The following is a 26663-nucleotide window of genomic DNA, read 5'->3' on the forward strand; positions in this document are numbered from 1 at the left end:
AGTTTAATCATGATTTTAGTGGAAAATATTAATCCATATAAAAAAACAAACTGAACTTATAAATTTAAGTTCAGTTTGTCCACAGTCTGAGGCAAAGACATTTACCATGTCTTCGCCTTTATAACGTTCTTATCGTTTATTTACATCTTCTTCTATTTTTTCACTGATACCCGGTTCTACTTTTTCAAGTGCCGCTTCAGCTATTTCAATAGCACGTTTATATCTATTGTTAGCAAACAGTCTTTCTGCTTCATTAAGACTCTTATTCAGTTCATTATTTTCTTTTCTATATCTATTACCATATTGAATTAATGTTTCAGCATGAACAGCATTAATAAGTACATCTGTTGTTTCATCTTCAAATTTATTCATTTGAAGTACAATGTTACTTACTTTATCTTTCACATATTGTACATTAATAGGTCTTTGACTAAAGATTTTATTTACTTCACGAATTTCGTGATCAATTTCATTTTTCATAATGATAAATCTTTCAGGTACACTTGGTAAATTAGATGCTAATAAATTTCTATATATTTCTTCTTTCTTAGATTGAACACGTAATGTATTTTGTTGAGCTGTAGCTTCGTCTTCTCTAAGAGAAACTAAATGATTTTGTATTTTTTGTTGGTTATCATTAATTACTTTAACATGTTCTTCTATATATAGAAGATTATCTTCAACTTCACTATAGCGTACATTTGTTTTAGCCATTTCACCTAAAATTTCATCGTATACACTGATTAAGTTTTGAATTTCATTCTCATACTGTCTTACTTTATGTACATCTTCTTCAGAAATATAATAGTTCTCTTTTACATATTCAATTTCAGTTTGAAGTGTGTAGTTCATATCTTTAGCATGGAATAATTCATCTGTAATAATTTCTTTAGATTGTTCGACAGTATTTTTAGATTTTACTTCATGTTCAATTAAATCATACATATCATCTAAAGAATCATTAATTTCATTAATAATGCTTTCAGCTTTCGTTAATTCTAATCTTCCAATCAATGGTTCAACTAAATTTAATTTGCCACGTAATGTTTGAAGCGTCCCTTCTACTTTAACGTGTTCAAGGTTATAACCTTCAACTTTCAAATCTCTACATCCAAATTTCAAGTCTTGGAATTGACCTGGTAGTTCTTTTTGTACATCTTTGATTAATAATGGAATTTCCTCCATATCTTCTTGCATACGTTTCATATCCGTATTCAATTGATCGATATGACCACTTGCTTTAATGTAGTGTCCATCTTCAACAAGTTCTTCATATTGTTCAATTCTAGGTAGAAAAGCTTCGATGTTTTTTTCGATTAGTTCAGCAGCATCCCCAAACTGGTGTCTATTCGCTAATACTTCTCTCTTCGTTTCTCTATAAATCTGTTTAGATTCATCGTATAGTTTGTCGCTTGTTTCCACTGTTGTCATTAATTCTGTAACACTCTGAGTTAAGCGCGTATATTTCTTTTCTATACCATCCATTATTTTGTTAGCATCAGCAATACTTTCTTCTGATTGTGAGAACTTAAATTTATCAAGTTCTGCATCAGCATCATGAATTTTTGCATCTACAACTTTTAAATCTTCTTGTAAAACAGTTTGCCATTCTCTCTTAAATTGGTCATACTTGTCTTTAGCTTCACCATGGATATTTAATTTTTTAAGCTTAGCTAATTCATCTTGAAAAGGTAATTGCTTAATTTTTTGCTTACGCTGCTCAGTCTCAGTAATCAAATTTCGCTTTGATGTACGCAACCATAACATTATACCAATACCAATTAATATAATGATTATAACTGCAAGTGTTATATAAATTGCCATTATGTATTCTCCTCCTAAATCGTTCTCTTTATTATAACGTAAAATATATATCCAACAAACCTTTTTCTATGCAAAACATATTCAAAATCATAAAATAGTAATATAATTCAAATAAATATTGAAATGAGGAATAAAAATGTCAGAACAACAACTAGATTATTCATTACTCAACCGCCAATTAGATGGTTTATTATCAGGAGAACAAGATTTAATTGCTAATTTAAGTAATGCATCTGCGTTCATCAACCAATTCTTACCAAACATTAATTGGGTTGGGTTTTATCTTATTAAAAATAATGCCTTAAAACTTGGTCCATTTCAAGGATTACCAGCTTGTGTAGACATTGAAATTGGTAAAGGGGTTTGTGGAACAGCTGTTGCCGAAAAGCAATCACAACTTGTTGAAGATGTTAATCAATTCCCTGGACATATTGCATGTGATGCGAATAGCCAATCAGAAATCGTTATACCTATATACTATAACAAAGAAATCATCGGTGTGTTAGATATAGATGCACCTGTTAAATCAAGATTTGATCAAACTGATCTTGAAGGGTTAGAATTACTTGTCAAAACGCTAGAAAAGCATATCCATCTTTAAAATATAAATTGACATGAACAAAACAAAAATGTATAATGATTTTTGTGTGAATTAACGAAAGTAGCAGTTAAATATTATAAGGCTCTATGTTATTCCCAAAGAAGGCGTGTTGTGTAACCGCGGCTGCAAGGTGAAGGCACACAAATATAACATATCCCTATGAGCATTTAACATTCTTTCTTGTTTCTTCATAACAATCAAACAAGAAAAAGGAGGAACTTCAAAATGGCAAGATTTAGAGGTTCAAACTGGAAAAAATCACGTCGTTTAGGTATTTCATTAAGCGGCACAGGTAAAGAATTAGAAAAACGTCCTTACGTACCAGGACAACACGGTCCAACTCAACGTAAAAAATTATCTGAGTATGGTCTTCAATTACAAGAGAAACAAAAATTACGTTACATGTACGGAATCAACGAACGTCAATTCCGCACTATTTTCGATAAAGCTGGTAACATGAAAGGTATCCACGGTGATAACTTCATGGCACTATTAGCTTCACGTTTAGACGCAGTAGTTTACCAATTAGGTTTAGCTCGTACTCGTCGTCAAGCACGTCAATTAGTTAACCACGGTCACATTACTGTAGATGGCGCTCGTGTTGATATCCCATCTTACACTTTAAAACCTGGTCAAACTATCAGTGTTCGTGAAAAATCACAAAAATTAAACATCGTATTAGAATCAGTTGAATTAAGTCATCACGTTCCTGATTACTTATCATTCGATGCTGACAAATTAGAAGGTACTTTCGTACGCGTTCCAGAACGTAGCGAATTATCTGCTGAAATCAATGAACAATTAATCGTTGAGTACTACTCTCGTTAATCTTTGTTCAAACAAAACCACTTTCATTTCGAAAGTGGTTTTTTATTTTATAATTGATGACTTCATCCATTCATCTAATAAATGTGCGTAATCCGATATTAAACCATCAACACCCATCGCTAACATTTTTTGAGCCGTAGATTTATTATTTATCGTATACGGTAATACCTTAAGTTGCGATGCATGTGCTGCCTCTACAAATTTTCTCGTTACAATTTTATAATTCGGATTAATATAGTTTGCATACTCCCCTATTTTCTTAATTGCCCTTTTACTTATAAAGCGGTTTTTCTTCTTAATCAATACACCTAATTCAATATCTGGCAATAAAGTGCTTATTTTTTGAATTGAATTTCTATTGAATGACTGAATCATAATTTGATTGTACGAAATATCATGTTGTTTGATCATAGCGATAATATCCGATTCAATATTAGGATAGTTTTCTGGTTGCTTGATTTCTATTAGAAGCTTTATATGTGTGTCTTTTATTAATTTAAGTACATCTTGAAATAACGGAATTTGCTCACCAATATATGCTTGACCTTTCCATTTACCGACATCATATTTTGTCAATGTTTCATAAGTTAATTTATTGATGACCCCTTTTTCTTGTGAAGTACGGTTCGTCGTTGGATCATGAATAACAACAAGTTCACCATCAATCGTTCTATGTATATCTATTTCTAGAACATCTATATTGAATTCTATTGCACGTTTAAAAGAAATCATTGTATTTTCTGGTGCTAATGATGGAACACCTCTGTGTGCAATTTTTAATTTGCAATTTTGATTATTCACATTCATTGTCTACTCCTTTAAAATCAGTCATACTATAGATTATACCCAAATATTTTTAATTATAGAAAGGAACATGAATATGACAACACATATTTTTAATTTAAAAGGAACATGGACTAAAGGCAGAAATGCTTCTGGCCATATCACAACTGATAATTTATCTACACGCGTATCAATCCCTGTAGTAATGGACGGACCAGAAATAGGTACAAATCCAGACGAGATGTTATTAGGTGCAGCTTCAACTTGCTATATGATTACATTGGCAGCAATGATTGAACGTTCTGAAATTGATATCGAAAGAATCGAAGTGGATTCTAAAGGTCATGTTGATTTTGAAGATGGCGTGATCACTTATAGAAAAATAGAACATTTCCCTATTATTTATTTATCTGAAGAACCAGATGAAAATTTACAAAAAAGATTAAACAGACTTGTTCAAAAAGCAGAAGAATCTTGTATGGTAACACGTGCTTTAGCTGGTAATGTTCAAGTTGTAGCAACAGGTGAAATAAGATTTTAGTAATGAAAACGTTTTAATCGGAATTTTCAATAAATTCACTATTATTTTACTATTTTCTTTGCTACAATATAGAACATAAATTCAGTAAGGAGTGTATATATATGTATCAGCATGATTCTTTATTACTCGCACCAGGTCCTACAACTGTTCCTAGGGAGATTTTAGAAAGTATGAATCAACCTATGACAGGACATAGAACAAAGGAATTTAGTCAAATTATTCATCAAGCATCGAGAGATTTACAAACAATTTTTGGGGCTAAACACCCTGTTGCTATTCTAACTTCATCAGGAACAAGTGCTCTTGAAGCAGCTATGGTTAATGTAGCGAATCCTGAAGATGATATTGTCATTATTGTTTCAGGCGCTTTTGGGGATAGGTTTAGAAAAATCGCATCCTCATATCCATTTAAGGCACATATTTTTGAAGTTGAATGGGGAAAAGGTGTCGATTTAAAAGAATTTGAAACATATTTAAACTCACTTAATGTTGATGTTAAAGCCGTATTCACACAATTTTGTGAAACGTCTACTTCTGTTAAACACCCTATTAATGCTTTAGGTAAGTTAGTTAAACAATTTAATCCTGACATCTATTTTGTAGTGGATGGCGTTAGTATTATTGGCGCAGTTGAAGTAGATATGGAACAAGACAACATCGACGTTCTCGTTTCAGGTAGTCAAAAAGCAATCATGTTACCACCTGGAGCTGCATTTGTAGCATATAATGATAGAGCTATCGAAAGGTTTAAAGAAGTGACTACTTCAAGATTTTATTTAGATTTAAATAAATACATAACTTCTTTAAACGATGATTCAACACCTTTTACACCAGCTGTATCACTTATTAGAGGTGTACAAACTTATTGTGATTTAATTCAAGAAGAAAAATTTGAAAATACAATCAAAAGACACGAAGTATGTAAAACAGCCGTTCGAGAAAGTTTAAAAGCTTTAGATATGGAACTATTAGTTGAAGATGAATTTGCTTCACCTACTGTAACAGCTTTTGTGCCAAATAAAGATGAAGTTAAGACGATTAAAGATGAATTACTTAATAGATTCAACATTACAATTGCAGGTGGTCAACAGCACCTTAAAGGAACAATATTAAGGGTTGGTCACATGGGTAAAATCTCTCCAAATGACATGTTGCAATTTATTAGCGCATTAGAAATTATACTTTCAGAAATACGTGATCAATCAGTACTTGGTAAAGGTGTTTCAAAATTCCAGGAGGTAGTTAATCAATATGTTTAAAGTAATTGTAGTCGATCCAATATCAGAAGAAGGTTTAAAAAGTTTAACAGATCATGAAAAATTCGAAATAGACATCAAAACTGGCTTGAGTGAATCAGAAATCGTTAACATTATCGGTGACTATGATGCTTTAATCGTAAGAAGCCAAACTCAAATCACACCCCCTATTCTAGATGCAGCGAAAAATCTTCGCGTTGTAGCTAGAGCTGGTGTTGGTGTTGATAATATTGATATCGATCACGCAACTAAACAAGGTATTCTTGTTATTAATGCGCCTGATGGTAACACTATTTCTGCAACTGAACATTCTATGGCAATGATTCTTTCTATGGCTCGAAATATTCCAGAAGCACATCGCTCATTACAAGAAGGTAATTGGGATAGAAAAAAATATCGTGGTACTGAATTATACAAGAAGACACTTGGCGTAATTGGTGCAGGTAGAATCGGTTTAGGTGTTGCCAAACGTGCTCAAAGTTTCGGCATGAATATTCTTGCATTTGACCCTTATTTATCAAGTGATGACGCGAAACGTTTAGAAATTACGAGAGCAACTGTAGACGAAATTGCTGAACAAGCAGATTTTATTACAGTGCATACTCCTCTTACACCAAAGACTAAAGGTCTTGTAAATGAAGACTTCTTCAATAAAGCAAAACCTAACTTACAAATCATCAACGTTGCTAGAGGTGGTATTATCGATGAAGATGCCTTAATTAAAGCACTTGATGAAGGTAAAATCGAAAAAGCTGCTCTAGACGTATTTACTGAAGAACCAGCAAATAACACACCACTTACGCAACATGAAAAAATAATCGTAACACCCCATCTTGGTGCTTCAACTATCGAAGCTCAAGAAAAAGTTGCAGTATCTGTTGCAAATGAAATCATCGATATCTTTGAAAATAATAACGTCTTACACGCTGTAAACGCACCACAAATGTCTGGTGAAGTTGAAGCAGAACTTAGACCTTTTGTTGAATTAAGTAGAACAACTGGTGAAGTTGGTATCCAACTATTTGAAAAAGGTCCAAGAGAATTAAAAATTAAATATCATGGTGAAATTGCATTAGATGACACAAGTTTAATTACAAGACAACTTGTTATGGGTGTCTTACAACAAGACTTAGGTGATCATGTTAATTTAATCAATGCACTCGTATTGTTAAATGAACAAGGTGTAACGTATCAAATCGAAAAAAATAGTAAAAAATATGGTTTCAGCAACTATATTGAATTAGAATTAGTGAACAAAGATCATTCTATTAAAATCGGTTCAACTGTATTAAATGGTTATGGACCTCGTATCGTAAGAATTAATGACTATCCTGTAGATTTCAAACCTGAAAAACATATGTTACTTATCCATCATAATGACAGACCTGGTATCGTAGGTAAAATGGGACAAATCTTAGGAGAACATGGCATTAATATTGCTTCAATGCACTTAGGTAGACATTCTATCGGTGGAGAAGCATTAATGATATTATCAATAGATGATGAAGCTTCAGATGAAACAATAGATGACTTATTTGCTATTGATGGCTTCCAAAGCATTAAAAAAGTCGAACTAAATAAACAACTATAAACAATTAACCACGTGTTAGATCAATACTAACACGTGGTTTTTATTATGCATATTTAACTAACAAATCCTTTGAGTACGAGTCTTGCTCGATTGTTGTTCATTTCATGAATATCATAGTACATTAAGATATGTAACCTTAAATCATTAATCAATTTTTCTTCAGATGATTTACCAATACTTTTCACTTTGCCTACAATCCATAAAATAAATGACGTTAAAACAGTTTGGGATACATCTTTCATATATTGCTGATCATGAGAGATATCAGATTGCTTAATATCATTAATCAAACTATAGACCCCTTTACTCACTATAAATTCTTTAGGGCTCGTATCAATCACAATCTTTAGTTCTTCGACAGTTTGTGCTTTATAAAGTGTCCCCTTTTCTTTAATTTGCACTAATTCATTTCTAGTACTGTCATAGCTTAAATTAAGGAACTGAGCGATCTCTTTTATTAAATCATCACTATACGAATTAGGATCTTGTTTATTGAGTTTAGAAATTTTCTTATGAGAGAACCCAGTTTGCCTTATAAAGTGGTTTCTATCAGCATCATGATTTTTAAATAAAATATCAATATACATTATTCCAACCACCATTTGCTTTTCAAAATTTTATTCACACTCTTATTATACAATATTTGTAAGTAAATATTGTAATGAAATCTTATAAAATGTTTATTTATCAAAAAATCCCACAAATCTTTGATGATTTGAGGGATTATCAATTTATAATAATACGTTTCTAATATCTAATACGTTATCTACAATATAATCAGCATCATAATCTTCTAGCTCTGCTCTTGCAGACTGACCTTTTAATCCAGTAAGTGTGCCTATAAATGTTGCACCTGTTTTTTGTGCACTCAATAAATCAGCTAATGAATCACCTACTATATATATATCTTGCTCACTAAACACTTGTTCTTGTTTTTTTATATAAGTTAAATAGTTCTCTGGGTCATTTCCACCATTCGCTATTAAATAGCTAAATGGATTTGGTTTACCGAGTGGTTTAAATTCTGGATATGTTGTTTCTGCTTTAAGAACTTCTGATGCTGTTCCAATATGGAATTCATCAAATTGTTTTAACCAACCGATTGTTTCAAATGGAACGATTGTTTCTGTTCTTGGTCTACCTGTAGCAATACCGATTTGATATCCTGCTGCTTTCAAATCTTCTAGCAATTGTGTCACTTCATCCACATCAGCTAACACTACTTCTTCTTTTATATAACCATTTTTAAAAGTTGTACGAGGTGTCTTATGTTCAACTTCTTGATATAGCTCAGTACCTAAGTACCATTCTTGATATACTTCTTGTGCTACATCCCAGAACTTACTTTTCAGTTCAAAAATTGAAGCATCTTCTACATTTAGTTCTTCTTGAGCAAAAGCGATAAGATCATGATAAATATTTTCTTTACCGGAAGTCGCTTTAGATAAAAATCGACGAGGAGTTTCTATATTTATCTCTTTACCTACTATTTGTTGAGCATAATTTTTCAAAGTATTGTCGTCAAAGTTAACGTTACTCAAGTCAAGATTTTTAGCTTTTGCTTGCTTTAACAATTCAATTAAATGTGTACTAATCACAATAAAAAGCATATCCCAGTTAGAATTTAAACCTAAAGACTTAAGTTGATTCAGAATTTGATCATCAATAAATATGTCTTTTCTAATTTGTTTAATATCTTGTTCTTCTAATGTTTCTATGTCTACTGTTCCTTTTAAGTTTAAAAAAGCTTCACTATGTAAAATTTCATAAACTGTTAAAGCAGAAACGTCAAAACATCTTTCTTCACTTAAAAAAACACCGTCTACATCAAATAATACTTGTTTCATATTATGCCTCCATTTTTTGAACATTCTGATTATAATTTTAGCATAGATTATTACTGAATACAGTAGTATTACAACATAAGATAAATGAAAACGTTTTAGTTTAAAATACAAAAAAATCTTACAAGCAAATGATCGCTTGTAAAATTTTATAATGTTATTTTTGTCTAGATTTCTGAGCGATATACGTCACTTCTTTTTGTAAAGTATTCGTTCTTTCTTCTAATAAAGTCATAATTTTAGCGATTTTTTCACTTTTCTTCATATCACTTGGAAAGTCGTTTGGATCAATCGGATCACCAAATTTAATAAATGACTTTTGTCTAAATCCAAAAATTGATTTAACTTGTTTAGGTCCTTCAAAAGCAGCTGGTACAATTGGTTTGTTACTTAATACAGCAATCGTTGCAGCCCCTCTTTTTAATGGTGCTTCTCCTGTTTCTGCTCTATGACCAGATGGGAAAATTCCAACACTTTTACCTTCATTTAATAACTTAACAGGTATTTTCAAAGTACTTGGACCTGGTTTTTCTCTATCAACTGGAAATGCATTCAATGAATGAAAGAACTTATCTGACCAGTCTTTCGAAAATAATTCCTTTTTAGCCATATAATTAATTTCTGTAGGATATAAACTTAAAGCTAACATGATAACTTCTACATATCCTGTATGTGTACACGTAACGATATAAGGTTCATCAGGAACTTTCTCTTTGTTAATTGCTACAATTTGTTTCCCGAATTTTTGAAAAATAGTATGTAAAACTGTACTCGCAAATTTATACATTTAATGACCACTCTCTTCTTAATGATATACATATTCTATCATTGTCGTACTTACGTAACAAGTTTTCATACAAAATATTGTAACAATTTAAAACAACCATATTATTAGCTTTTTAAAGGAATTTCTATAATAATTATTTTATGGACAGTGTTTAAGGAGGCAATACAATGGATCAAAATCAAAATGAGGATCAACAAAATATTAATAAGACAACTTCAAATGGTTACTATTACAAACAAAAAAATAAAATCCCTTGGTATCAAAGTTGTCTTATCCCATTTATTTCTGGTATTTTAGGTGCGGTCTTAATACTCGCCTTATATATCGGCGGGACTAAAATAGTAGATGTGTTTACCAATTATAATGATGAAGCAAATATTACAAAAGCACCAGCTAATGAAAAAGGTGGCAATATTAAAGATAATAAATCAAGCAACAAATCCGTTTCTAAAATGATTGAAGATGTTTCACCTTCAATTGTAGGCGTTATTAACAAACAAAAAGCAAGCGGACTAGAATCATTTTTCGGTGGTAACAATTCTGAGGATTCAGACGGATCTGGTGATTCAGAAGAAACGGGAACAGGTACAGGCGTGATTTATCAATCTAATGGTAATAGTACTTACATCGTAACGAACAACCATGTTATAGAAGGTGCAAATGAAATAGAAGTTCGCCTTCATAATGATAAATCAGTGAAAGCCAAACTTGTCGGTACAGATGTTATGACTGACTTAGCAGTATTAAAAATAGAAGGCAATTATAATATTGAACCAATTAAATTTGCCGATTCATCTAAAGTTAAAGCTGGTGAAACAGTATTTGCTTTAGGTAACCCATTAGGTGTAGAATTTGCAAACAGTGTGACTCAAGGTATTATTTCTTCAGAAGAACGTACGATGAATGTACAAACTTCTCAAGGTGTTACAGAAGCAACAGTTATTCAAACAGATGCTGCCATAAACCCAGGTAACTCAGGTGGCGCATTAATCGACTTAAACGGTAACCTTATCGGAATTAACTCAATGAAAATTTCAAGATCAGATGTAGAAGGTATCGGCTTTGCAATACCAAGTAATGAAGTAAACAATATCATTAAAGATATAATGGATGACGGTAAAGTAACACGACCTTATATCGGTATCAGCATGATCTCAATAGATGATATACCAAATCAATATAAGAAAGAATTAAATCTCACAACAGATAAAGGTGTTTACATTTCTGAAGTAGATAAAAAAGCAGACAACGGACTTAAAAAAGATGATGTCATCACTAAAGTAGACGATAAAGATGTATCAGACGTTTCTGATATTAAAAATTATATCTACAATGAGAAAAAACCAGGTGACAAAATCACAATCAAATATATTAGAGACGGTAAAACACATACAACAAAAATCACATTGAAAGAACAAAACTAATTCAAAAAAGCATGCAACTCATATCGAGTTGCATGCTTTTTCTATATACATATTACAAACTAAAAGCCTCTACCTGCGCCTCCGCCAGAGAAGCCGCCTCCTCCGCCGAAGCCACCTCCGGAGAATCCGCCACCAGAACTACCTGATGAACCTCCAAAGATAAATGGTCCAGTCATACCACGTCTTGTACCTCTTCTATTTCCACCTCTTGGAGGTCTACCGCCTCCATTTTTGAAGTAAATAATGAAGAAAACAATAATAAATATGATAAAGATGATAAATGGTATTTTTCCTAATCCACTACTTTGTGGTTCGTCTTCTGTGAACTTCTTACCATCGTATCCGTAACTTTTAGCTACTTCATCCCACACTGCATCATATAAATTTGTTAAACCTTGACTGTAATAAGCATTTGCTTTTTTACTATCTTTAGTTTGAGAAGCTTTCTTTTGATAAGGCATAAATTTAGAATCAATCAATTCCCCAACTTTAGAGTCGTTAAGGACACCTTCAAGTCCATCTCCAACTGCTATATCAATACCTCTATTATTATTCTCATTACCGTTATCCATATTTAAAAGAATAACAATACCTCGATTATGCTTTTGGTCGCCAACTTTATAGTGTCGCCCCGCTTCTAATGCATAATCTTGGCGAGGTGTTTGACCTATTGATTTCATCGTCATTAACAAGATATCTGCATCTGTTCCGTCTTGTAATTTTTGACCTTTTTGATTAATTTTGTCTTTATCTTGATCAGTCATTAATTTAGCATGATCTTGTACAAATACAGGCTGTTCTAACTTAGGAAATTTATCATCAGCTGCATGTACGACATAACTTAGTGAAAAAAAGCTAACAATAAGCAAGACACAAAATCGTTTAAACATTGATTTCATTAAGATTCGTCTCCGCCAAAGTCAACTTTTGGTGCATCTTTAGCTTCACCTTTGGCTTGGAAATATTCTTTCTTATCAAAATTAAACAATCCTGCTACGATACTAGATGGGAATCTACGAGTAGCTTGATTATATTCATTAATAGATTCATTATAATCTTTTCTAGCTACTGCAATTCTATTCTCAGTACCAGCTAATTCGTCTCTTAATCCTGTAAATTGCTTATCTGCTTTTAAATCTGGATAATTTTCACTGATAGCAAGTAAACGACTTAACGCACTATTAACTTCACCATTTGCTTCTGCTTTTTCTTCTGGCGTATTCGCACCTGCTAATTTACTACGTGCATCTGATACATCTTTGAATACTTTTTCTTCGTGTTTCGTATAACCTTTAACTGTATCAACTAAGTTAGGAATTAAGTCAACACGTCTTTGAAGCTGATTATCAATATTAGATAATGACTTATCCGCTTCTTCTTCAAGTCCAACTAATCTATTGTATGGACCGATCATAAATAAGCCAATAATAACAATTACTGCTAAAACAACAATAATTGGTCCTAAATATTTTTTCATTAAATGTCTCCCTTTCTTTTTATAAATAAATGGTCTTCTTTATTATACAATAAATACCATATGTATGCGAAAAAAGACTGAGACAAACATCATTGCCTCAGCCATTATAGCTCATAAATATTAAACGTATTTAACCATTGTGTATTTCTTCTTACCTCTTCTAACAATTGTAAATTCGTCATCTATTTTATCTTCGCTTGAAATCTCGTGGTTAACATCTTGAATACGTTCACCGTTTAAGTAAATTGCACCATTTGTGATATCTTCACGTGCTTGTCGTTTTGAAGGTGAAACACCTGCTTCAATAATAAAGTCAACAAGTTGTACAGTTTCAGAACTTACTTCAGCTGTTGGCACATCTTTAAAACCTTCTACGATTTCTGATTTTGTTAATGATTTAATATCGCCTTTAAATAGTGCATCTGTAATTCTTTTAGCTTCTTCTACAGCTTCTTCACCATGTATAAAGCGAACCATTTCTTCAGCTAATACTTTTTGAGCTTCTCTTAAATGAGGTGCTTCTTCAACTGTTTTTTCAAGTCTTTCAATTTCTTCTCTATCAAGGAAAGTAAAGTATTTCAAGTATTTCACAACATCAGCATCTTGTGAATTAATCCAGAATTGGTATAACTCGTAAGCTGACGTTTTACTTCTATCTAACCATACAGTACCTGATTCAGATTTACCGAATTTTTTACCGTCTGCTTTTGTAACAAGTGGAATTGTGAAACCGTAAGCTTCAGTGTCACCGTACATTCTTCTCATTAAATCTAATCCTGTCGTGATGTTACCCCATTGGTCTGAACCACCAATTTGCATTTTACAATCGTAATTACGGTTTAAGTATCCGAAATCAATGGCTTGTAAAATCATGTACGTAAACTCAGTGTATGAAATACCTGTTTCTAATCTCGTCTTAACAGAATCTTTCGCTAACATGTAGTTTACACCCACGTGTTTAGCGTAATCTCTTAAGAATGAAATTAAATCTATTTCTTTTAACCAATCTTTATTGTTAACAAGAATCGCTGAGTCTTCACCTTCAAAATCAAATATTTTATGCATTTGATTCATGATTCCTCTTACATTAGCTTCAACTTGTTCATCAGTTTGTAATTTTCTTTCTTCTGAACGACCTGATGGATCTCCAATCATACCTGTACCACCACCGACTAAGACGATTGGTGTATGACCATGGTTTTGGAAACGACGTAGTGTTAAATATGGTAATAAATGCCCAATGTGCAAACTATCAGCTGTAGGATCTGCACCACAATATATTTTAACTGACTCTCTATTTAATAAGTCTTCAATTTCTTGTTCATCAGTTTGTTGATAAATTAAACCTCTCCATTTTAAATCTTCTAAAAGTTCATTTGTCATTATATTTTCCTCCTCTAAAATAGAATATAAAAAAGCACCCTCACAAAAAATGTAAGGGTGCTTGAATACACGGTACCACCATACTTATGACGTAAATTCATACATCATCACTCTTTAATGTTACGTACATTAAAAACGTTGAACTTGTTGTTATAAAGGTGTATTCATCATTATCACTTTATCAGTTCGCAGCACCACTGACTCTCTTAAAAAGAAAATAATCACTACTTCTCCTTTAGTTCATTACCTTATGCAATTAATTACAAAGTATAATGCTAACTTTTTTAAAAGTCAACACTAAACATATATGTTATAATATTGATGATTAGATTGGAGGTAAAAATTTGAGTTCAAATCAGTCTAAAAACAAACTTAAAGAACAATTTAATCGTTCAAGTAAGAAATATAAAGATACTTTTAAAGAAACAAAATGGTCCCCAAAACTCATATTCCATACTACATACAATGTAATAAGCAATTTATTTTTCATTATTGTATTTATTAGTTGTTTATTATTAGCTTTAGGATTGGGTATTGGTGGCGGATACTTCGCAGGACTTGTCAAAGATGAAAAAGTAATGTCTAAAAAAGAAATGAAGCAACAACTTTATTCAATGACAGAAAGCACATCTGTTTATTTTGGTTCTGGAGAGTCACTTGGTCGATTAAAAAGTGATGTCCAAAGGGATGTTATTAAAGGGAAAGACATAAGTAAGAATGTTAAAAATGCACTTATATCAACAGAAGATGAAGACTTCTATAACCATAATGGTATTGTACCTAAAGCTTTTATAAGAGCATCAGTACAAGAAGTACTTGGTAGTGCTAATTCTTCTGGCGGGAGTACATTAACGCAACAACTTGTTAAGAACCAACTTTTAACTAATGAAACATCATTTGAACGTAAAGCTAAAGAAATGCTACTTTCAATGAATGTTGAAAAGAACTTATCAAAAGAAGAAATTATTGATAGTTACTTAAACGTCGTTTCATTCGGAAGAAATTCAAATGGTTCTAATATAGCGGGTATTGAAGCCGCTGCTCAAGGTGTATTTGGTAAATCAGCCAAGAATTTAAACATCGCACAATCTGCGTATCTTGCTGGATTACCACAGAATCCTTACACATACACACCTTTCTTACCGAATGGTGATTTGAAAGATGATGAATCCTTGAAATACGGCATCAATCGTCAACACTATGTTCTGAAAAGAATGTACCAAGAAGAAAAAATTACGAAAAAAGAATACGATGAAGCATTAAAATTCGACATCAAGAAATCATTTGTTGATAAAGTTGAAGAACCTAATCAGAAATATCCATTCTTAACGGAAGAAGTTGAAAAACGTACTGTTGATATCCTTAAATATCATTTAGCTAAAGAAGATAATATTTCTAAGAAAGAACTTGATCAAACGCCAGTTCTTATGACGAAATATACTGAAAAAGCTAATCAAGCTATGCGAACTGAAGGTTACCGTGTAGATACAACGATTGAAAAAGATATGTACGATAAACTTCAAGAAGTTAAAGATAATTCTGGTAGCTACTCTTGGGATAGAGAAGCAAGTTATACAAACAGTGAAGGTAAAAAAGCTTCTAAAGAGTTCCAACATGAAGTCGGTGCATTATTAAAAGAAAATCAATCTGGTAAAATTCTAGCGTTCGTTGGTGGTAGAGATTACGAAAAATCACAAATCAATCACGCAACAAGTGCTAAACGTTCACCAGGTTCAACAATGAAACCATTACTCACATATGCACCAGCATTTGAAAATGGATTAATCACACCAAACACTGCCCTACTGGATAAAAAATTCGACTTCCAAGGTTATTCTCCTGATAACTACGATAGAAGAGAATTTGGTCCGGTAACAGCAGATTATGCATTAAGAAACTCTTTAAACTTAAGTACTTTAAGATTGTATAGTAATGTTCAAGATTACAAACCATGGGAAAACTTAAATAAAATGGGTATGACCGTACCTAAAGATATCCAAGATGGTTTAGCCTTAACACTTGGTACAGCAGACTTCACATTAGAACAAGATGTGAATGGTTACAGTACTTTAGCTAATAAAGGTGAATATAATGAAAGTTATATGATTGAATCTATTAAATCACGAGATGGTGAAGTGATTTATCAACACAAAAAAGATCCTAAACGTATCTTTAGTGAATCAACAACATATTTAACAACAAGTATTTTAGAAGGTGTTCTTGATGACGGTTCAGGTTACCAAATTAAGAATTCATTTGACGGTAACTGGGCTGGTAAAACGGGTACATCACAAGATGCTAAAGATAGCTTGTTTGTAGGCTATACACCAAAAGTTACACTAGGTATTTGGATGGGTTATGACCAACCAATAACATTTGATGAAGACAGTCATTATCAATTATTTATGTGGAGAGATATGGTTAATGCATTATCTTCTACAGATAGAGAAAAATTAGGATACGATAGTGAATTCTCTAGACCTAGCACAGTTAAAGAAGACACAATTTGCCAATACACAAATTCTACAGGAAGCTGTAGCAGTGGTGAATCTAAATCTTCTACATTAATATCTGACAAAGTCGATACTTCGAATAAAGATATTAATTCTGACTATGTATTAAAACGACTAGGACAAGCAATTGATACAAACACATCATCAAAAGTTAAACCAAAAGAACGTGTATCTAAAAATTCTAAAGAAGCTTGGTCATATAAATCAAGCAGTAATAATAGTAGTTCAAACAGCAATAGCAAGCCATCCAGTGGTACAAGCACCGCACCACCAAGTGGCAATAATTAGATAAACTTTCTAGTTCAAAATAAATAACACCTCATTTTCAGTGAAAATGAGGTGTTATTTTTTGTTGAATTATATTCTATTTAGAATAATCCTACTGCAGAACCGTCTTCGTTAACATCCATATTTAATGCTGCTGGTTTCTTTGGTAAACCTGGCATTGTCATGATGTCCCCTGTTAATGCTACGATAAATCCTGCGCCAGTTCTTGGTGATAATTCTCTAATTGTTATATCAAAGTCTACTGGTGCACCAAGTTCTTTTGGATCGTCTGTAAATGAATATTGTGTTTTTGCCATACATACTGGGTATTTATCCCACCCGTTTTCTTTAATTGTCTTCAATTGTTTTAAGGCTTTGTCACTGAATTTAACAGATCTTCCGCCGTATACTTTCTGAACAATAGTTTCTATTTTTTCTTCTATAGATAAGTCCAAGTCATAAAGATGTTTAAATGATTGTGGTGTTTCTAATACTTTTAATACTTCTTTAGCAAGTTCGACGCCACCTGCTCCACCTTTTTCCCAAACTTTTGTTAAAGCTACTTTTACGTTATTTTCTTTACACCAATCTAAGACAACTTGTACTTCATCATCTGTATCGTGAATAAACGCATTAATTGCTACAACAGGCTCAACGCCAAACTGTTTAATGTTATTGACGTGTCTTTCTAAGTTTACGATACCTTGTTGAACAGCTTGAACATTCTCTTCTTTTAGATCTGTTTTTGCTACACCGCCATGCATTTTTAACGCACGAATAGTTGCGACTATAACAACTGCACTTGGATCAAATCCAGCTTTACGTGTTTTGATATTTAAAAACTTCTCGGCACCTAAATCTGAACCAAATCCACTTTCTGTTACAACTATATCCGCTAACTTTCTAGCAGTATTCGTTGCAATAATTGAATTACATCCATGCGCAATATTCGCAAAAGGTCCACCATGTACTAATGCAGGCGTGCCTTCTATCGTTTGTACGATATTAGGTTTTAGCGCGTCTTTTAAAATAAGCGTTAAAGCACCTTCTACTTTTAAATCACGAACCGTTACGGGTTGTTTATCGACATTATAGCCAATAGTAATATTAGCTAGATTTTCTTTTAGATCTTTAATGCCGTTTGATAAACAGAATATAGCCATTATTTCAGATGCAACTGTGATATCAAAACCATCTTCTCTTGGTACACCTCTTGTTGGACCACCTAAACCAACTACAACTTGACGTAACTCTCTATCATTCATATCAAGTACACGTTTCCATTCAACGCGTCTAGAATCAATATTAAGTTCGTTACCTTGATAGATGTGATTATCGATAAATGCTGACAACGCATTGTTTGCAGTCGTTATCGCGTGTAAGTCACCATTAAAATGTAAATTGATTTCTTCCATTGGTAAAACTTGTGCATAACCACCACCTGTTGCGCCGCCTTTCATACCAAATACAGGTCCAAGTGATGGCTCTCTTAATGCGACCATTACATTTTGATTAAGTTGATTAAAGGCATCTGCTAATCCAACCGTTACCGTTGATTTACCTTCACCAGCTGGAGTTGGACTTAAAGCTGTTACAAGTACAACTTTACCTTTTTCCTCTAGATCATTTAGCTTTGTAATATCAACTTTTCCTTTATAGTGACCATAAGGTTCCAAAGCTTCATGAGAAATCCCCACCTTCTCAGCTATTTCACTAATTGGTCTTAAAGTACTTTGTTTTGCAATTTCTAAATCTGATAAATGACTCAACATCGTTCACTCCTTAAATTTATATTACAAATTAAATATTAAATGACATATCCTAACACTATTAGGATATACAATTCACTCATAAAAGTCGATATGTAAGCTACTTTTATTCAAATTTCCCGTAAAAAAGATCACGCCAATTATATGACGTGAACTTTATTTAATTTAATCTTCAAGCGTAGATAAGTCACCTGCTGGTAAATCTAATTCCCAAGCTTTAAGTACACGTCTCATAATTTTACCTGAACGTGTCTTCGGTAATTTATCTTTAAATTCAATTTCACGAGGTGCTGCATGTCCAGCTAATCCTTCTTTAACAAACTTTCTAATTTCTTCTTTAAGTTCGTCTGATTCTTCATAGCCATCTCTTAAAGCAATAAAAGCTTTAATAATTTCACCTCTTACTGGGTCAGGTTTACCGATAACACCCGCTTCAGCAACAGCTGGATGTTCAACGAGTTTAGATTCAACTTCAAATGGACCTACACGTTCACCAGCAGTCATGATGACATCATCAACTCTACCTTGGAACCAGTAATAACCATCTTCATCTTTATATGCAGAATCTCCTGAAACATACCATTCATCATTGATAAAGTAAGAATCATATTTAGGCTGATTATTCCAAATTGTTCTCATCATTGATGGCCAACCTTTTTTAAGGGCTAAGTTACCCATTCTATTCGGTGGTAATTCATTACCTTGATCATCTACAATTGCTGCTTCAATACCTGGTAAAGGTTTACCCATTGAACCAGCACGTATATCCATAGATGGATAGTTTACAATCATATGTCCACCTGTTTCAGTCATCCACCATGTATCATGTACTCTATGATTAAATACGTTATGTGCCCATTTAATAACTTCAGGGTTTAACGGTTCACCTACTGAAAGCACATGTCTTAATGATGAAAGATCATATTTACTAACAACATCATCGCCAGCACCCATTAACATACGTAGTGCAGTTGGCGCAGTATACCAAATCGTTACGCCATATGTTTGAATAAAGTCATACCAGCCTTCTGGTGAGAATCTTCCACCGACGATACAGTTTGTAACACCATTTAACCATGGACTAAAGATACCGTATGATGTGCCAGTTACCCAACCTGGGTCAGCTGTACACCAATAAACGTCATCTTCTTTAAAGTCTAATACATATTTACCAGATATATAATGTAGAATCATAGCCTCTTGAACATGTAATACACCTTTAGGTTGTCCTGTAGAACCTGATGTATAATGTAAGATCAAACCATCTTCTCTATCTAACCATTCAATATCAAATTCTTCACTTGCTTGCTCAAATGATTGATTGAAATCAATATATTCATCACTTACTTCGTCATCTACAACGACAATATGTTCAAGGTTTGGTAATTCATCTTTCGGAATTCTACCAACTAAATCGTTCGTTGTAATGATAACTTTAGCTTCACTATTTTCTAATCTGTCTTTAACTGCTTTTTCCATAAAGGCTTCGAATAATGGACCTACAATAGCCCCAATCTTCAAAGTACCTAATAAAGAGAAATATAATTCAGGTGTTCTCGGCATAAATATAAATACTCTATCACCTTTTTGTACATTCGCTTCATTTTTCAAGACATTTGCAGCTTTATTACTCGCGATTTGTAATTCTTTAAATGTATAACTATCTTGTCTATTGCTATCTTTATAATGAAGTGCAATTTTGTCCCCTTTACCATTATCTACATGACGATCTATACATTCGTAAGCCATATTTATTTTTCCAGTTTCACTCCAACTGAAATTCTTTTCGATATCTTTCCAATTATGATTTTTTACTGTTTCATCATAATCAGCAAGGTTATAAGAATCATTTAATGCTTCGTATACTTCGACTTTCATTTAAATCTCCCCTTTTATGAATGTAATCGTTTTCAATAAAGCCTATTTACATTATAATATAAATAGATGATACTTTTCAAAAAAATTTGATTATTCAAAATACATATTACAAATATAGAATATCATACTTAATGAAAGGAGGTACAACATTGGAATTCAAGAAGACTTTTATATCTGAAACTGTCCCCTATGATAAAGACACAGACATTATCGTTGAAGGACCTGTACATCCAGATGAATTACGAAATATGACTTTTGATGAAGGACTCAATAGTTTTAGAGTATCTAAAGAACAATTTGAAGCCATTATTGAAATTGCAGAATTACCTGAAGGAAGAATAATTATTGCACGTATTGATCAACATATTATTGGTTATACGACATACTTATACCCTGACCCATTAGAGAGATGGTCTGATGGTAATTTACCGTATATTCTAGAATTAGGTGCTATTGAATTGTCATTAGATTATCGTAAATATGGTCTAGGTAAAAAAATGCTTCAACTTGCTATGAAAGCACCTGAAATGGAAGATTTTATCGTCATTACAACTGAATATTATTGGCATTGGGACCTTAAAAACAGTGGTTTAGATGTTTATCAATATCAGAAAATCATGAATAAAATGATGGCTGAAGGTGGATTAGAAGTGTTTGCAACAGACGACCCTGAAATTATTAGTCATCCAGCAAATAGCTTAATGGCAAGGATTGGACAAAATATTCAACAAGAACAAATGGAAGCATTTGATAAGCTCAGATTTATGAATAGATTTTTCTTTTAGAGGGGGTTTAAATTTATGTTAGTTGAAAAAATTATGACATCACCTTGTACGACAATACAAAGTGATAAATCTATTGAAGATGCTTTAGTATTAATGACACAAAAAGAAATTAGACATTTACCGATTGTTGATGAAGAAGATCATTTACTCGGTATTATTTCTGATAGGGATATAAAAATGGCTCTGCCAAGCATATTATCTGATGACGAGCCTAACAAAAGTTTGTCATTGTCTGTTTCAAAAATAATGAGACGTAATGTGATACGTTGTCATCCACTTGATTTTGTAGAAGATATTGCACTAGATTTTTATGAAATGTCTATCGGGTCAATTCCAGTTATTCGAGATAATAAAGTAATTGGTATCGTAACCCAAAAAGACATGCTCAATACATTTTTAGAACTTACTGGTGTGACTATGCCCGGTTCTATTATTGAAGTACATATTGATGATAAAGTTGGCGCACTGCATGATATTACAAGAATATTTAAAGAACAAAATATTGATATTTTAAACGTTCTAGCATATGCAGATCAACAAGATATTAGCAAGAGATACCTGATGTTACGAGTGAAATCAATGAATCCAGAGAAGATATACAAATTATTAGAAGAACAAGATTACCATGTCATCTATCCGTTTGGTATAAAAAATGACTAATGCTAAATATGTATATTCTGAAGATTTATTGAAATATCGTTTTTCAGATAGTCACCCTTTCAATCAAATGAGACTTAAATTAACAACTGATTTACTCTTTGATTTAGGTGTATTAACAGAAGCACATATTATTCCACCTCGGGTAGCGACTGATGAAGAACTTCAACTCGTACATGAACCAAATTATATAGAAGCTATTAAAAAAGCTGGCAATGGTGAATTACCATTAGAAGAATATGATAAATACGGATTAAATTCTGAAGACACGCCACAATTTGTAAATATGCATGAAAATAGTGCACGTGTTGTTGGTGGGACTTTAAGTGCAGTAGATGCCGTTATGACTGGAGAAGCAACAAGAGCATGCCATCTTGGTGGTGGCTTACATCATGGCTTCAAAGGAAAAGCGAGCGGATTTTGTATATATAATGACAGTGCAGTTGCCATCCAATACATGCAATCAAAGTATAATCAACGCATCTTATATATCGATACAGACGCTCATCATGGCGATGGCGTACAATGGTCATTTTATACAAATGAAGATGTCATGAACTATTCTATACATGAAACAGGTCGATACTTATTTCCAGGCACTGGCGCCTTAACAGAACGCGGTGATGGTAAAGGATTTGGAACGACTGTCAATGTGCCATTAGATGCTTATACAGAAGACGATTCATACATAGACGTCTTTAAAGATACAGTAGAAGCCGTTTGTAAAGCATATAAACCAGATGTCATACTGAGTGTAAATGGTGTTGATATACATTACTTAGATCCACTCACACATTTGAGCTGTACACTTGATACATTGTATAAAATACCTTATATCGTTAAAGGTTTAGCAGACAAATATTGTGATGGCAAAATCATTATGATTGGTGGCGGTGGATATAATATATGGCGCGTTGTACCTAGAGCGTGGTCACATGTATGGTTTGCATTAAATGACCTACAAACACCTGAAGGCTCACTACCAGATTCATGGTTACAAAAATACCAACCACACGCACCATTACCACTACCTTCAACTTGGGTAGATGAAAAAGAAGACTATACTGAAATACCAAGAAGAACAGAAATAACTGAAAAAAATAATAATACTAAATTAAGAATATTAGACTGGTTTAATTAAATATTAAAAAAGAAGACTGACACAATTGATATGTTTCAGTCTTCTTTTTACTATTATTTAGTTGTACCTCTATATTCAACTCTATACGGTAAAATCACATTCGGTTCATCAATTTGTTCGTCATTCATATATTTAGTTAATAATCTCATACCAACTGCACCAATATCATATAATGGTTGTGTCACACTTGATAATTGAGGTCTAACCATATGAACTAATCTTGTATTATTGAAACTTACAACTTGTAAATCATTTGGTACATTAACGCCTGCATCTTGTGCTGCGTGTACAATACCAATTGCTTGTTCATCACTAATACATAAAATAACATCCGGCTTATCTTGAGAAACAGCCTCATAAGCACGGCTACCATCTTTATATGTTTCATTACCAACAAATTTAGCATTGTCTTCGATTTCAAGGCCAGCTTCTTGAAGTGCAAGTTCTAATCCTTTAAAAGCATCATCCTGTGCTTTTTCTGAATATCCTCCACCTACAAATGCAAATTTCTTAGCACCTTTCTTGATCAATGATTCAGCAATTTCTTTACTAGCTTCTGTATAGTTAATGTTAACTGAAGCAAGTTTAGAATCTTTGTCATTCGTACCTGATACGACTACTGGTACTGATGATTTATCAATAAGGTCTACTGTTTCATCTGTTAAAGTACCACCTAAGAAAATGATACCGTCAACTTGTTTACTTAATAAATTATTAAATATCTCTTGTTCTTTTTCACTATCATTATCAGAATTTGAAATGATTGTATGATATTTATACATAGTGGCAATATCTTCTAATCCACGAGCTAATTCAGAATAATAAACATTAGAAATGTCAGGAATAATTACCCCAACAGTTGTTGTTTTCTTACTTGCTAAACCTCTAGCTACAGCATTAGGTCTATAATTTAATCTTTTAATGACTTCATTTACTTTATCACGTGTTGAAGGTTTAACATTTTGGTTACCATTCACGACACGTGAAACTGTTGCCATTGATACTTTTGCTTCTCTTGCAACATCATATATTGTTACAGTCATAATATCCTCCTATCTTGAAAACGTTTTCTACTTTATTCTAGCACGTTTTCATAATGTTTTCAAAGTATATGAAAGCGAACTCACAATTACCAATTATAAAAGATTATAGAGGTGTTGTCGATACAATTGCTCTAATATTTTTGGTTTTTGTGTAAATTGTAAATAGTTTTTCAGAAAACAAACGAACATATGTTAATTTACAACATAAAAAACTGGCGAAAAGTTATGATAACTTTTCGCCAGTTAATGTATATGAATATTATTTTTCGTATAATTTAGCAGCTTCAACGATTTCTTTGTAGAATGCATCAAATTCGTTTAAGTCCATTTGTTGACCAGCATCACTTAATGCTACTGATGGATCAGGATGTACTTCTGCCATTACACCGTCAGCTCCAACTGCTAATGCAGCTTTAGCACATGGTAACATAATATCTTTACGTCCAGTACTATGCGTAACGTCTACCATAACTGGAAGATGTGTACCTTGTTTTAAAATTGGAACTGCTGAAATATCTAATGTGTTTCTTGTAGCTTTTTCATATGTTCTAATACCACGTTCACATAAGATAATGTTATTGTTACCTTGTGAGTGAATGTATTCTGCAGCGTAGATGAATTCTTCGATAGTTGCAGAAAGACCACGTTTTAATAAGATAGGTTTATTTGTTTTACCTGCTTCTTTTAATAACTCAAAGTTTTGCATGTTTCTTGCACCAATTTGGAATACATCTAAGTATTCATCAGCCATTTCAAAGTGTGCAGGATTTACAATTTCACTTACGATATTTAAACCGTATTTATCTTTAGTATTTTTAAGAATTTTTAATCCTTCTTCACCTAAACCTTGGAAGTCATAAGGAGAAGTACGTGGTTTAAATGCGCCACCTCTAATGAATTTTTCGCCTCTATCAGCTAAATCTTTCGCAACTGCATCAACTTGTTCTTGTGATTCTACAGAACATGGACCGAATACGAATGATTTTTTATTATTACCAATGATTGCACCATTGTCGAATTGTACAATAGTATCTTCTGGTTTTAATTTACGAGAAACATATAAATGTTTTTCATTTTCAGATTTTTGTAAGTCAGTAGAAGCTTTAAAGATCTCTTTAAATAATTGCTTAATAGTATTGTCGTTATATGGTCCTTGGTTATTATCAATTAAATGATTTAACATTTCTTTTTCACGTTGCGGATCATATACTTGAGTACCTTGTTTACGTTTTTCTTCACCAATTTTTTTAGCTAAAGTACCACGCTCTTGTAATAAAGCTAAAATTTCATCATTAATACCTTCAATTCTTTTTCTTAAATTCTCTAATTCATTTGACATCCTTTTCACCTCATGTAAACAATTTAACTCACATACTTTAAAGCGATAAAATATATAAGTAATTAGATGTTAGTATAACAATTAAAATGCTCTGATTCAACCCCAACATCTCAAAAATATTTAAATTTATTACTAATCAGACTAATAAAGTATATTTTAATTTATAATAGTGTTCATTACAATATAAAAAACTACCGAAAAGTTATGTTATGACTTTTCGGTAGTACAAATAATATGCGTTATACATCACTTATTTATTATTTTTTATCGAAAGTTTTTTTCTCTACAACTGTTTTTGGACCTTTTAAATCTTCATTTTCTACTTCAGATTTAATCGCACCTTTTTGTGCTTTTAATTCTTCGTCGCCTACATCGTCAGCTGTTACAACGCCTTTGTTAGCTTTCTTTTCAGCTTGTTTAGATTTTACTTCTTCTGCTTTTTTCTTAGTTTCTGTTTTCTTTTCTGAAGCTTTTGTTTTAACTTCTTCTTTTTTGTCATCGGCTTTAGCTTTTACTTCTTCCGCTTTTTGACTAGCTTCTTCTTTCTTATCAGCAGCTTTAGCTTTCACTTCTTCTGCTTTTTCACTAGCTTGTGCTTTTTTATCTTCAACTTTAGTTATAACTTCTTCTTTCTTTTCTTCAGCTTGTGTTTTGATTTCTTCAGCTTTAGATTGAGCTTGAACTTTTAAGTCGTCAGTTTTAGTTTTAACGTCATCGATAATTTTGTTTGATTTCTCACTTAAATCATCTTGTAATTCTTTCCCTGATTTAGGAGCTAGTAATAAACCAACAATTCCGCCTACTACTGTACCTAATACTACACCAAATACAAAATCTCTACCGTTTGTATTTTTTTCATATTCAGCTTCATACGTTTCTAAACCATGTGTATATAAATCTCTATTGTATTTGTTTTCCATTTTATTTTCCCC

23 protein-coding genes and 1 other annotated feature are annotated in these 26663 nt (G+C 32.5%); of the genes, 10 read left to right on the forward strand and 13 right to left on the reverse strand.

The window, feature by feature from the left end; genetic code table 11:
• Positions 1-129 precede the first annotated feature (129 nt).
• Positions 130-1824, reverse strand: coding sequence for a septation ring formation regulator EzrA (gene ezrA / locus LQ611_RS06500; protein WP_037588531.1), 1695 nt, complete (start codon positions 1822-1824; stop codon positions 130-132).
• A 136-nt stretch (positions 1825-1960) separates the two neighbouring features.
• Here ezrA and LQ611_RS06505 point away from each other — a divergent pair, with 136 nt between their 5' ends.
• Together LQ611_RS06505 and rpsD are read left to right on the forward strand one after the other, a co-directional pair.
• A complete protein-coding gene (locus tag LQ611_RS06505) occupies positions 1961-2425 on the forward strand; it encodes a GAF domain-containing protein (RefSeq protein ID WP_103361546.1) in 465 nt (154 codons plus the stop codon).
• A gap of 225 nt (positions 2426-2650) precedes the next feature.
• Positions 2651-3253 (forward strand): 30S ribosomal protein S4, encoded by a 603-nt coding sequence (rpsD, locus tag LQ611_RS06510; RefSeq protein WP_025905513.1) that lies wholly within the window; start codon positions 2651-2653, stop codon positions 3251-3253.
• Between the two features lie 42 nt (positions 3254-3295).
• On the opposite strand, the gene LQ611_RS06515 is transcribed toward rpsD, so the two are convergent.
• Complete coding sequence (locus LQ611_RS06515; RefSeq protein WP_025905514.1) at positions 3296-4060, reverse strand: glycerophosphodiester phosphodiesterase; 765 nt, start codon at positions 4058-4060, stop codon at positions 3296-3298.
• A 73-nt stretch (positions 4061-4133) separates the two neighbouring features.
• On the opposite strand from LQ611_RS06515, the gene LQ611_RS06520 reads away from it, so the two are divergent.
• The 3 genes from LQ611_RS06520 to serA all read left to right on the forward strand — a co-directional run bounded on the left by LQ611_RS06520 (position 4134) and on the right by serA (position 7424).
• A complete protein-coding gene (locus LQ611_RS06520; RefSeq protein WP_025905515.1) occupies positions 4134-4577 on the forward strand; it encodes an SACOL1771 family peroxiredoxin in 444 nt (147 codons plus the stop codon).
• 101 nt (positions 4578-4678) lie between these two features.
• Positions 4679-5836, forward strand: coding sequence for a pyridoxal-phosphate-dependent aminotransferase family protein (locus LQ611_RS06525; RefSeq protein WP_204174845.1), 1158 nt, complete (start codon positions 4679-4681; stop codon positions 5834-5836).
• Positions 5829-7424: a phosphoglycerate dehydrogenase gene (serA, locus tag LQ611_RS06530; protein ID WP_025905517.1), complete on the forward strand. Its 1596-nt coding sequence runs from the start codon at positions 5829-5831 to the stop codon at positions 7422-7424. Before LQ611_RS06525 ends, serA begins: the two co-directional genes overlap by 8 nt.
• A 53-nt stretch (positions 7425-7477) precedes the next feature.
• Here the strand turns inward: serA and LQ611_RS06535 are convergent, their stop codons facing one another.
• From LQ611_RS06535 to LQ611_RS06545, 3 genes are all read right to left on the reverse strand, one after another.
• Positions 7478-8011, reverse strand: coding sequence for a hypothetical protein (locus LQ611_RS06535; protein ID WP_025905518.1), 534 nt, complete (start codon positions 8009-8011; stop codon positions 7478-7480).
• A 144-nt stretch (positions 8012-8155) separates the two neighbouring features.
• Positions 8156-9271 carry an HAD family hydrolase gene (locus tag LQ611_RS06540; RefSeq protein ID WP_103361548.1) on the reverse strand — a complete coding sequence of 372 codons (1116 nt, stop codon included), beginning with the start codon at positions 9269-9271 and terminating at the stop codon, positions 8156-8158.
• Positions 9272-9425: 154 nt separating this feature from the next.
• The gene (locus LQ611_RS06545; RefSeq protein ID WP_025905520.1) at positions 9426-10055 is read right to left on the reverse strand and encodes a lysophospholipid acyltransferase family protein; all 630 of its coding nucleotides are present in this window, start codon (positions 10053-10055) and stop codon (positions 9426-9428) included.
• Between the two features lie 200 nt (positions 10056-10255).
• Between LQ611_RS06545 and LQ611_RS06550 the strand changes: the two genes are divergently transcribed.
• On the forward strand, positions 10256-11479 hold the full coding sequence (locus LQ611_RS06550) for a S1C family serine protease (protein WP_210142522.1): 1224 nt from the start codon (positions 10256-10258) through the stop codon (positions 11477-11479).
• A 59-nt stretch (positions 11480-11538) separates the two neighbouring features.
• Here LQ611_RS06550 and LQ611_RS06555 read toward each other — a convergent pair whose 3' ends face one another.
• The 3 genes from LQ611_RS06555 to tyrS all read right to left on the reverse strand — a co-directional run bounded on the left by LQ611_RS06555 (position 11539) and on the right by tyrS (position 14339).
• Entirely contained in the window at positions 11539-12378 is an 840-nt protein-coding gene (locus LQ611_RS06555; RefSeq protein ID WP_049318640.1) for a TPM domain-containing protein, read from the reverse strand.
• The gene (locus LQ611_RS06560; protein ID WP_025905523.1) at positions 12378-12956 is read right to left on the reverse strand and encodes a LemA family protein; all 579 of its coding nucleotides are present in this window, start codon (positions 12954-12956) and stop codon (positions 12378-12380) included. The genes LQ611_RS06555 and LQ611_RS06560 overlap by 1 nt, the downstream gene beginning before the upstream one ends.
• Before the next feature lie 120 nt (positions 12957-13076).
• Positions 13077-14339 (reverse strand): tyrosine--tRNA ligase, encoded by a 1263-nt coding sequence (gene tyrS / locus LQ611_RS06565; RefSeq protein WP_103361687.1) that lies wholly within the window; start codon positions 14337-14339, stop codon positions 13077-13079.
• Between the two features lie 50 nt (positions 14340-14389).
• Positions 14390-14583, reverse strand: a binding site (T-box leader).
• 100 nt (positions 14584-14683) lie between these two features.
• Here tyrS and LQ611_RS06570 point away from each other — a divergent pair.
• Positions 14684-17140 carry a transglycosylase domain-containing protein gene (locus LQ611_RS06570; protein WP_107565170.1) on the forward strand — a complete coding sequence of 819 codons (2457 nt, stop codon included), beginning with the start codon at positions 14684-14686 and terminating at the stop codon, positions 17138-17140.
• Between the two features lie 80 nt (positions 17141-17220).
• Here the strand turns inward: LQ611_RS06570 and LQ611_RS06575 are convergent, their stop codons facing one another.
• On the reverse strand, positions 17221-18888 hold the full coding sequence (locus tag LQ611_RS06575) for a formate--tetrahydrofolate ligase (protein WP_107565177.1): 1668 nt from the start codon (positions 18886-18888) through the stop codon (positions 17221-17223).
• 165 nt (positions 18889-19053) lie between these two features.
• Entirely contained in the window at positions 19054-20766 is a 1713-nt protein-coding gene (gene acsA / locus LQ611_RS06580; protein WP_239709482.1) for an acetate--CoA ligase, read from the reverse strand.
• A 149-nt stretch (positions 20767-20915) separates the two neighbouring features.
• Here acsA and LQ611_RS06585 point away from each other — a divergent pair, with 149 nt between their 5' ends.
• The 3 genes from LQ611_RS06585 to LQ611_RS06595 are packed head-to-tail and all read left to right on the forward strand — an operon-like array spanning position 20916 to position 23349.
• On the forward strand, positions 20916-21551 hold the full coding sequence (locus tag LQ611_RS06585; protein WP_025905291.1) for a GNAT family N-acetyltransferase: 636 nt from the start codon (positions 20916-20918) through the stop codon (positions 21549-21551).
• Between the two features lie 15 nt (positions 21552-21566).
• The gene (locus LQ611_RS06590; RefSeq protein ID WP_025905290.1) at positions 21567-22211 is read left to right on the forward strand and encodes a CBS and ACT domain-containing protein; all 645 of its coding nucleotides are present in this window, start codon (positions 21567-21569) and stop codon (positions 22209-22211) included.
• Complete coding sequence (locus LQ611_RS06595) at positions 22204-23349, forward strand: acetoin utilization protein AcuC (protein ID WP_025905289.1); 1146 nt, start codon at positions 22204-22206, stop codon at positions 23347-23349. The genes LQ611_RS06590 and LQ611_RS06595 overlap by 8 nt, the downstream gene beginning before the upstream one ends.
• Positions 23350-23402: 53 nt before the next feature.
• Here the strand turns inward: LQ611_RS06595 and ccpA are convergent, their stop codons facing one another.
• From ccpA to LQ611_RS06610, 3 genes are all read right to left on the reverse strand, one after another.
• A complete protein-coding gene (ccpA, locus tag LQ611_RS06600) occupies positions 23403-24392 on the reverse strand; it encodes a catabolite control protein A (RefSeq protein WP_025905288.1) in 990 nt (329 codons plus the stop codon).
• Positions 24393-24651: 259 nt separating this feature from the next.
• On the reverse strand, positions 24652-25731 hold the full coding sequence (locus tag LQ611_RS06605; protein WP_103361691.1) for a bifunctional 3-deoxy-7-phosphoheptulonate synthase/chorismate mutase: 1080 nt from the start codon (positions 25729-25731) through the stop codon (positions 24652-24654).
• A gap of 257 nt (positions 25732-25988) precedes the next feature.
• Positions 25989-26651 (reverse strand): YtxH domain-containing protein, encoded by a 663-nt coding sequence (locus LQ611_RS06610; RefSeq protein ID WP_107596724.1) that lies wholly within the window; start codon positions 26649-26651, stop codon positions 25989-25991.
• Positions 26652-26663 lie beyond the last annotated feature (12 nt).

It is taken from the genome of Mammaliicoccus sp. L-M44 (genome assembly GCF_022386355.1).
GTDB lineage: Bacteria > Bacillota > Bacilli > Staphylococcales > Staphylococcaceae > Mammaliicoccus > Mammaliicoccus sciuri_A.

What these genes read in the sequence shown, in the direction of transcription:
- ezrA (WP_037588531.1), bottom strand. Translation starts at nt 1,824, where the DNA reads ATGGCAATTTATATAACACTTGCAGTTATAATCATTATATTAATTGGT.
- LQ611_RS06505 (WP_103361546.1), top strand. Translation starts at nt 1,961, where the DNA reads ATGTCAGAACAACAACTAGATTATTCATTACTCAACCGCCAATTAGAT.
- rpsD (WP_025905513.1), top strand. Translation starts at nt 2,651, where the DNA reads ATGGCAAGATTTAGAGGTTCAAACTGGAAAAAATCACGTCGTTTAGGT.
- LQ611_RS06515 (WP_025905514.1), bottom strand. Translation starts at nt 4,060, where the DNA reads ATGAATGTGAATAATCAAAATTGCAAATTAAAAATTGCACACAGAGGT.
- LQ611_RS06520 (WP_025905515.1), top strand. Translation starts at nt 4,134, where the DNA reads ATGACAACACATATTTTTAATTTAAAAGGAACATGGACTAAAGGCAGA.
- LQ611_RS06525 (WP_204174845.1), top strand. Translation starts at nt 4,679, where the DNA reads ATGTATCAGCATGATTCTTTATTACTCGCACCAGGTCCTACAACTGTT.
- serA (WP_025905517.1), top strand. Translation starts at nt 5,829, where the DNA reads ATGTTTAAAGTAATTGTAGTCGATCCAATATCAGAAGAAGGTTTAAAA.
- LQ611_RS06535 (WP_025905518.1), bottom strand. Translation starts at nt 8,011, where the DNA reads ATGTATATTGATATTTTATTTAAAAATCATGATGCTGATAGAAACCAC.
- LQ611_RS06540 (WP_103361548.1), bottom strand. Translation starts at nt 9,271, where the DNA reads ATGAAACAAGTATTATTTGATGTAGACGGTGTTTTTTTAAGTGAAGAA.
- LQ611_RS06545 (WP_025905520.1), bottom strand. Translation starts at nt 10,055, where the DNA reads ATGTATAAATTTGCGAGTACAGTTTTACATACTATTTTTCAAAAATTC.
- LQ611_RS06555 (WP_049318640.1), bottom strand. Translation starts at nt 12,378, where the DNA reads ATGAAATCAATGTTTAAACGATTTTGTGTCTTGCTTATTGTTAGCTTT.
- LQ611_RS06560 (WP_025905523.1), bottom strand. Translation starts at nt 12,956, where the DNA reads ATGAAAAAATATTTAGGACCAATTATTGTTGTTTTAGCAGTAATTGTT.
- tyrS (WP_103361687.1), bottom strand. Translation starts at nt 14,339, where the DNA reads ATGACAAATGAACTTTTAGAAGATTTAAAATGGAGAGGTTTAATTTAT.
- acsA (WP_239709482.1), bottom strand. Translation starts at nt 20,766, where the DNA reads ATGAAAGTCGAAGTATACGAAGCATTAAATGATTCTTATAACCTTGCT.
- LQ611_RS06590 (WP_025905290.1), top strand. Translation starts at nt 21,567, where the DNA reads ATGTTAGTTGAAAAAATTATGACATCACCTTGTACGACAATACAAAGT.
- LQ611_RS06595 (WP_025905289.1), top strand. Translation starts at nt 22,204, where the DNA reads ATGACTAATGCTAAATATGTATATTCTGAAGATTTATTGAAATATCGT.
- ccpA (WP_025905288.1), bottom strand. Translation starts at nt 24,392, where the DNA reads ATGACTGTAACAATATATGATGTTGCAAGAGAAGCAAAAGTATCAATG.
- LQ611_RS06605 (WP_103361691.1), bottom strand. Translation starts at nt 25,731, where the DNA reads ATGTCAAATGAATTAGAGAATTTAAGAAAAAGAATTGAAGGTATTAAT.
- LQ611_RS06610 (WP_107596724.1), bottom strand. Translation starts at nt 26,651, where the DNA reads ATGGAAAACAAATACAATAGAGATTTATATACACATGGTTTAGAAACG.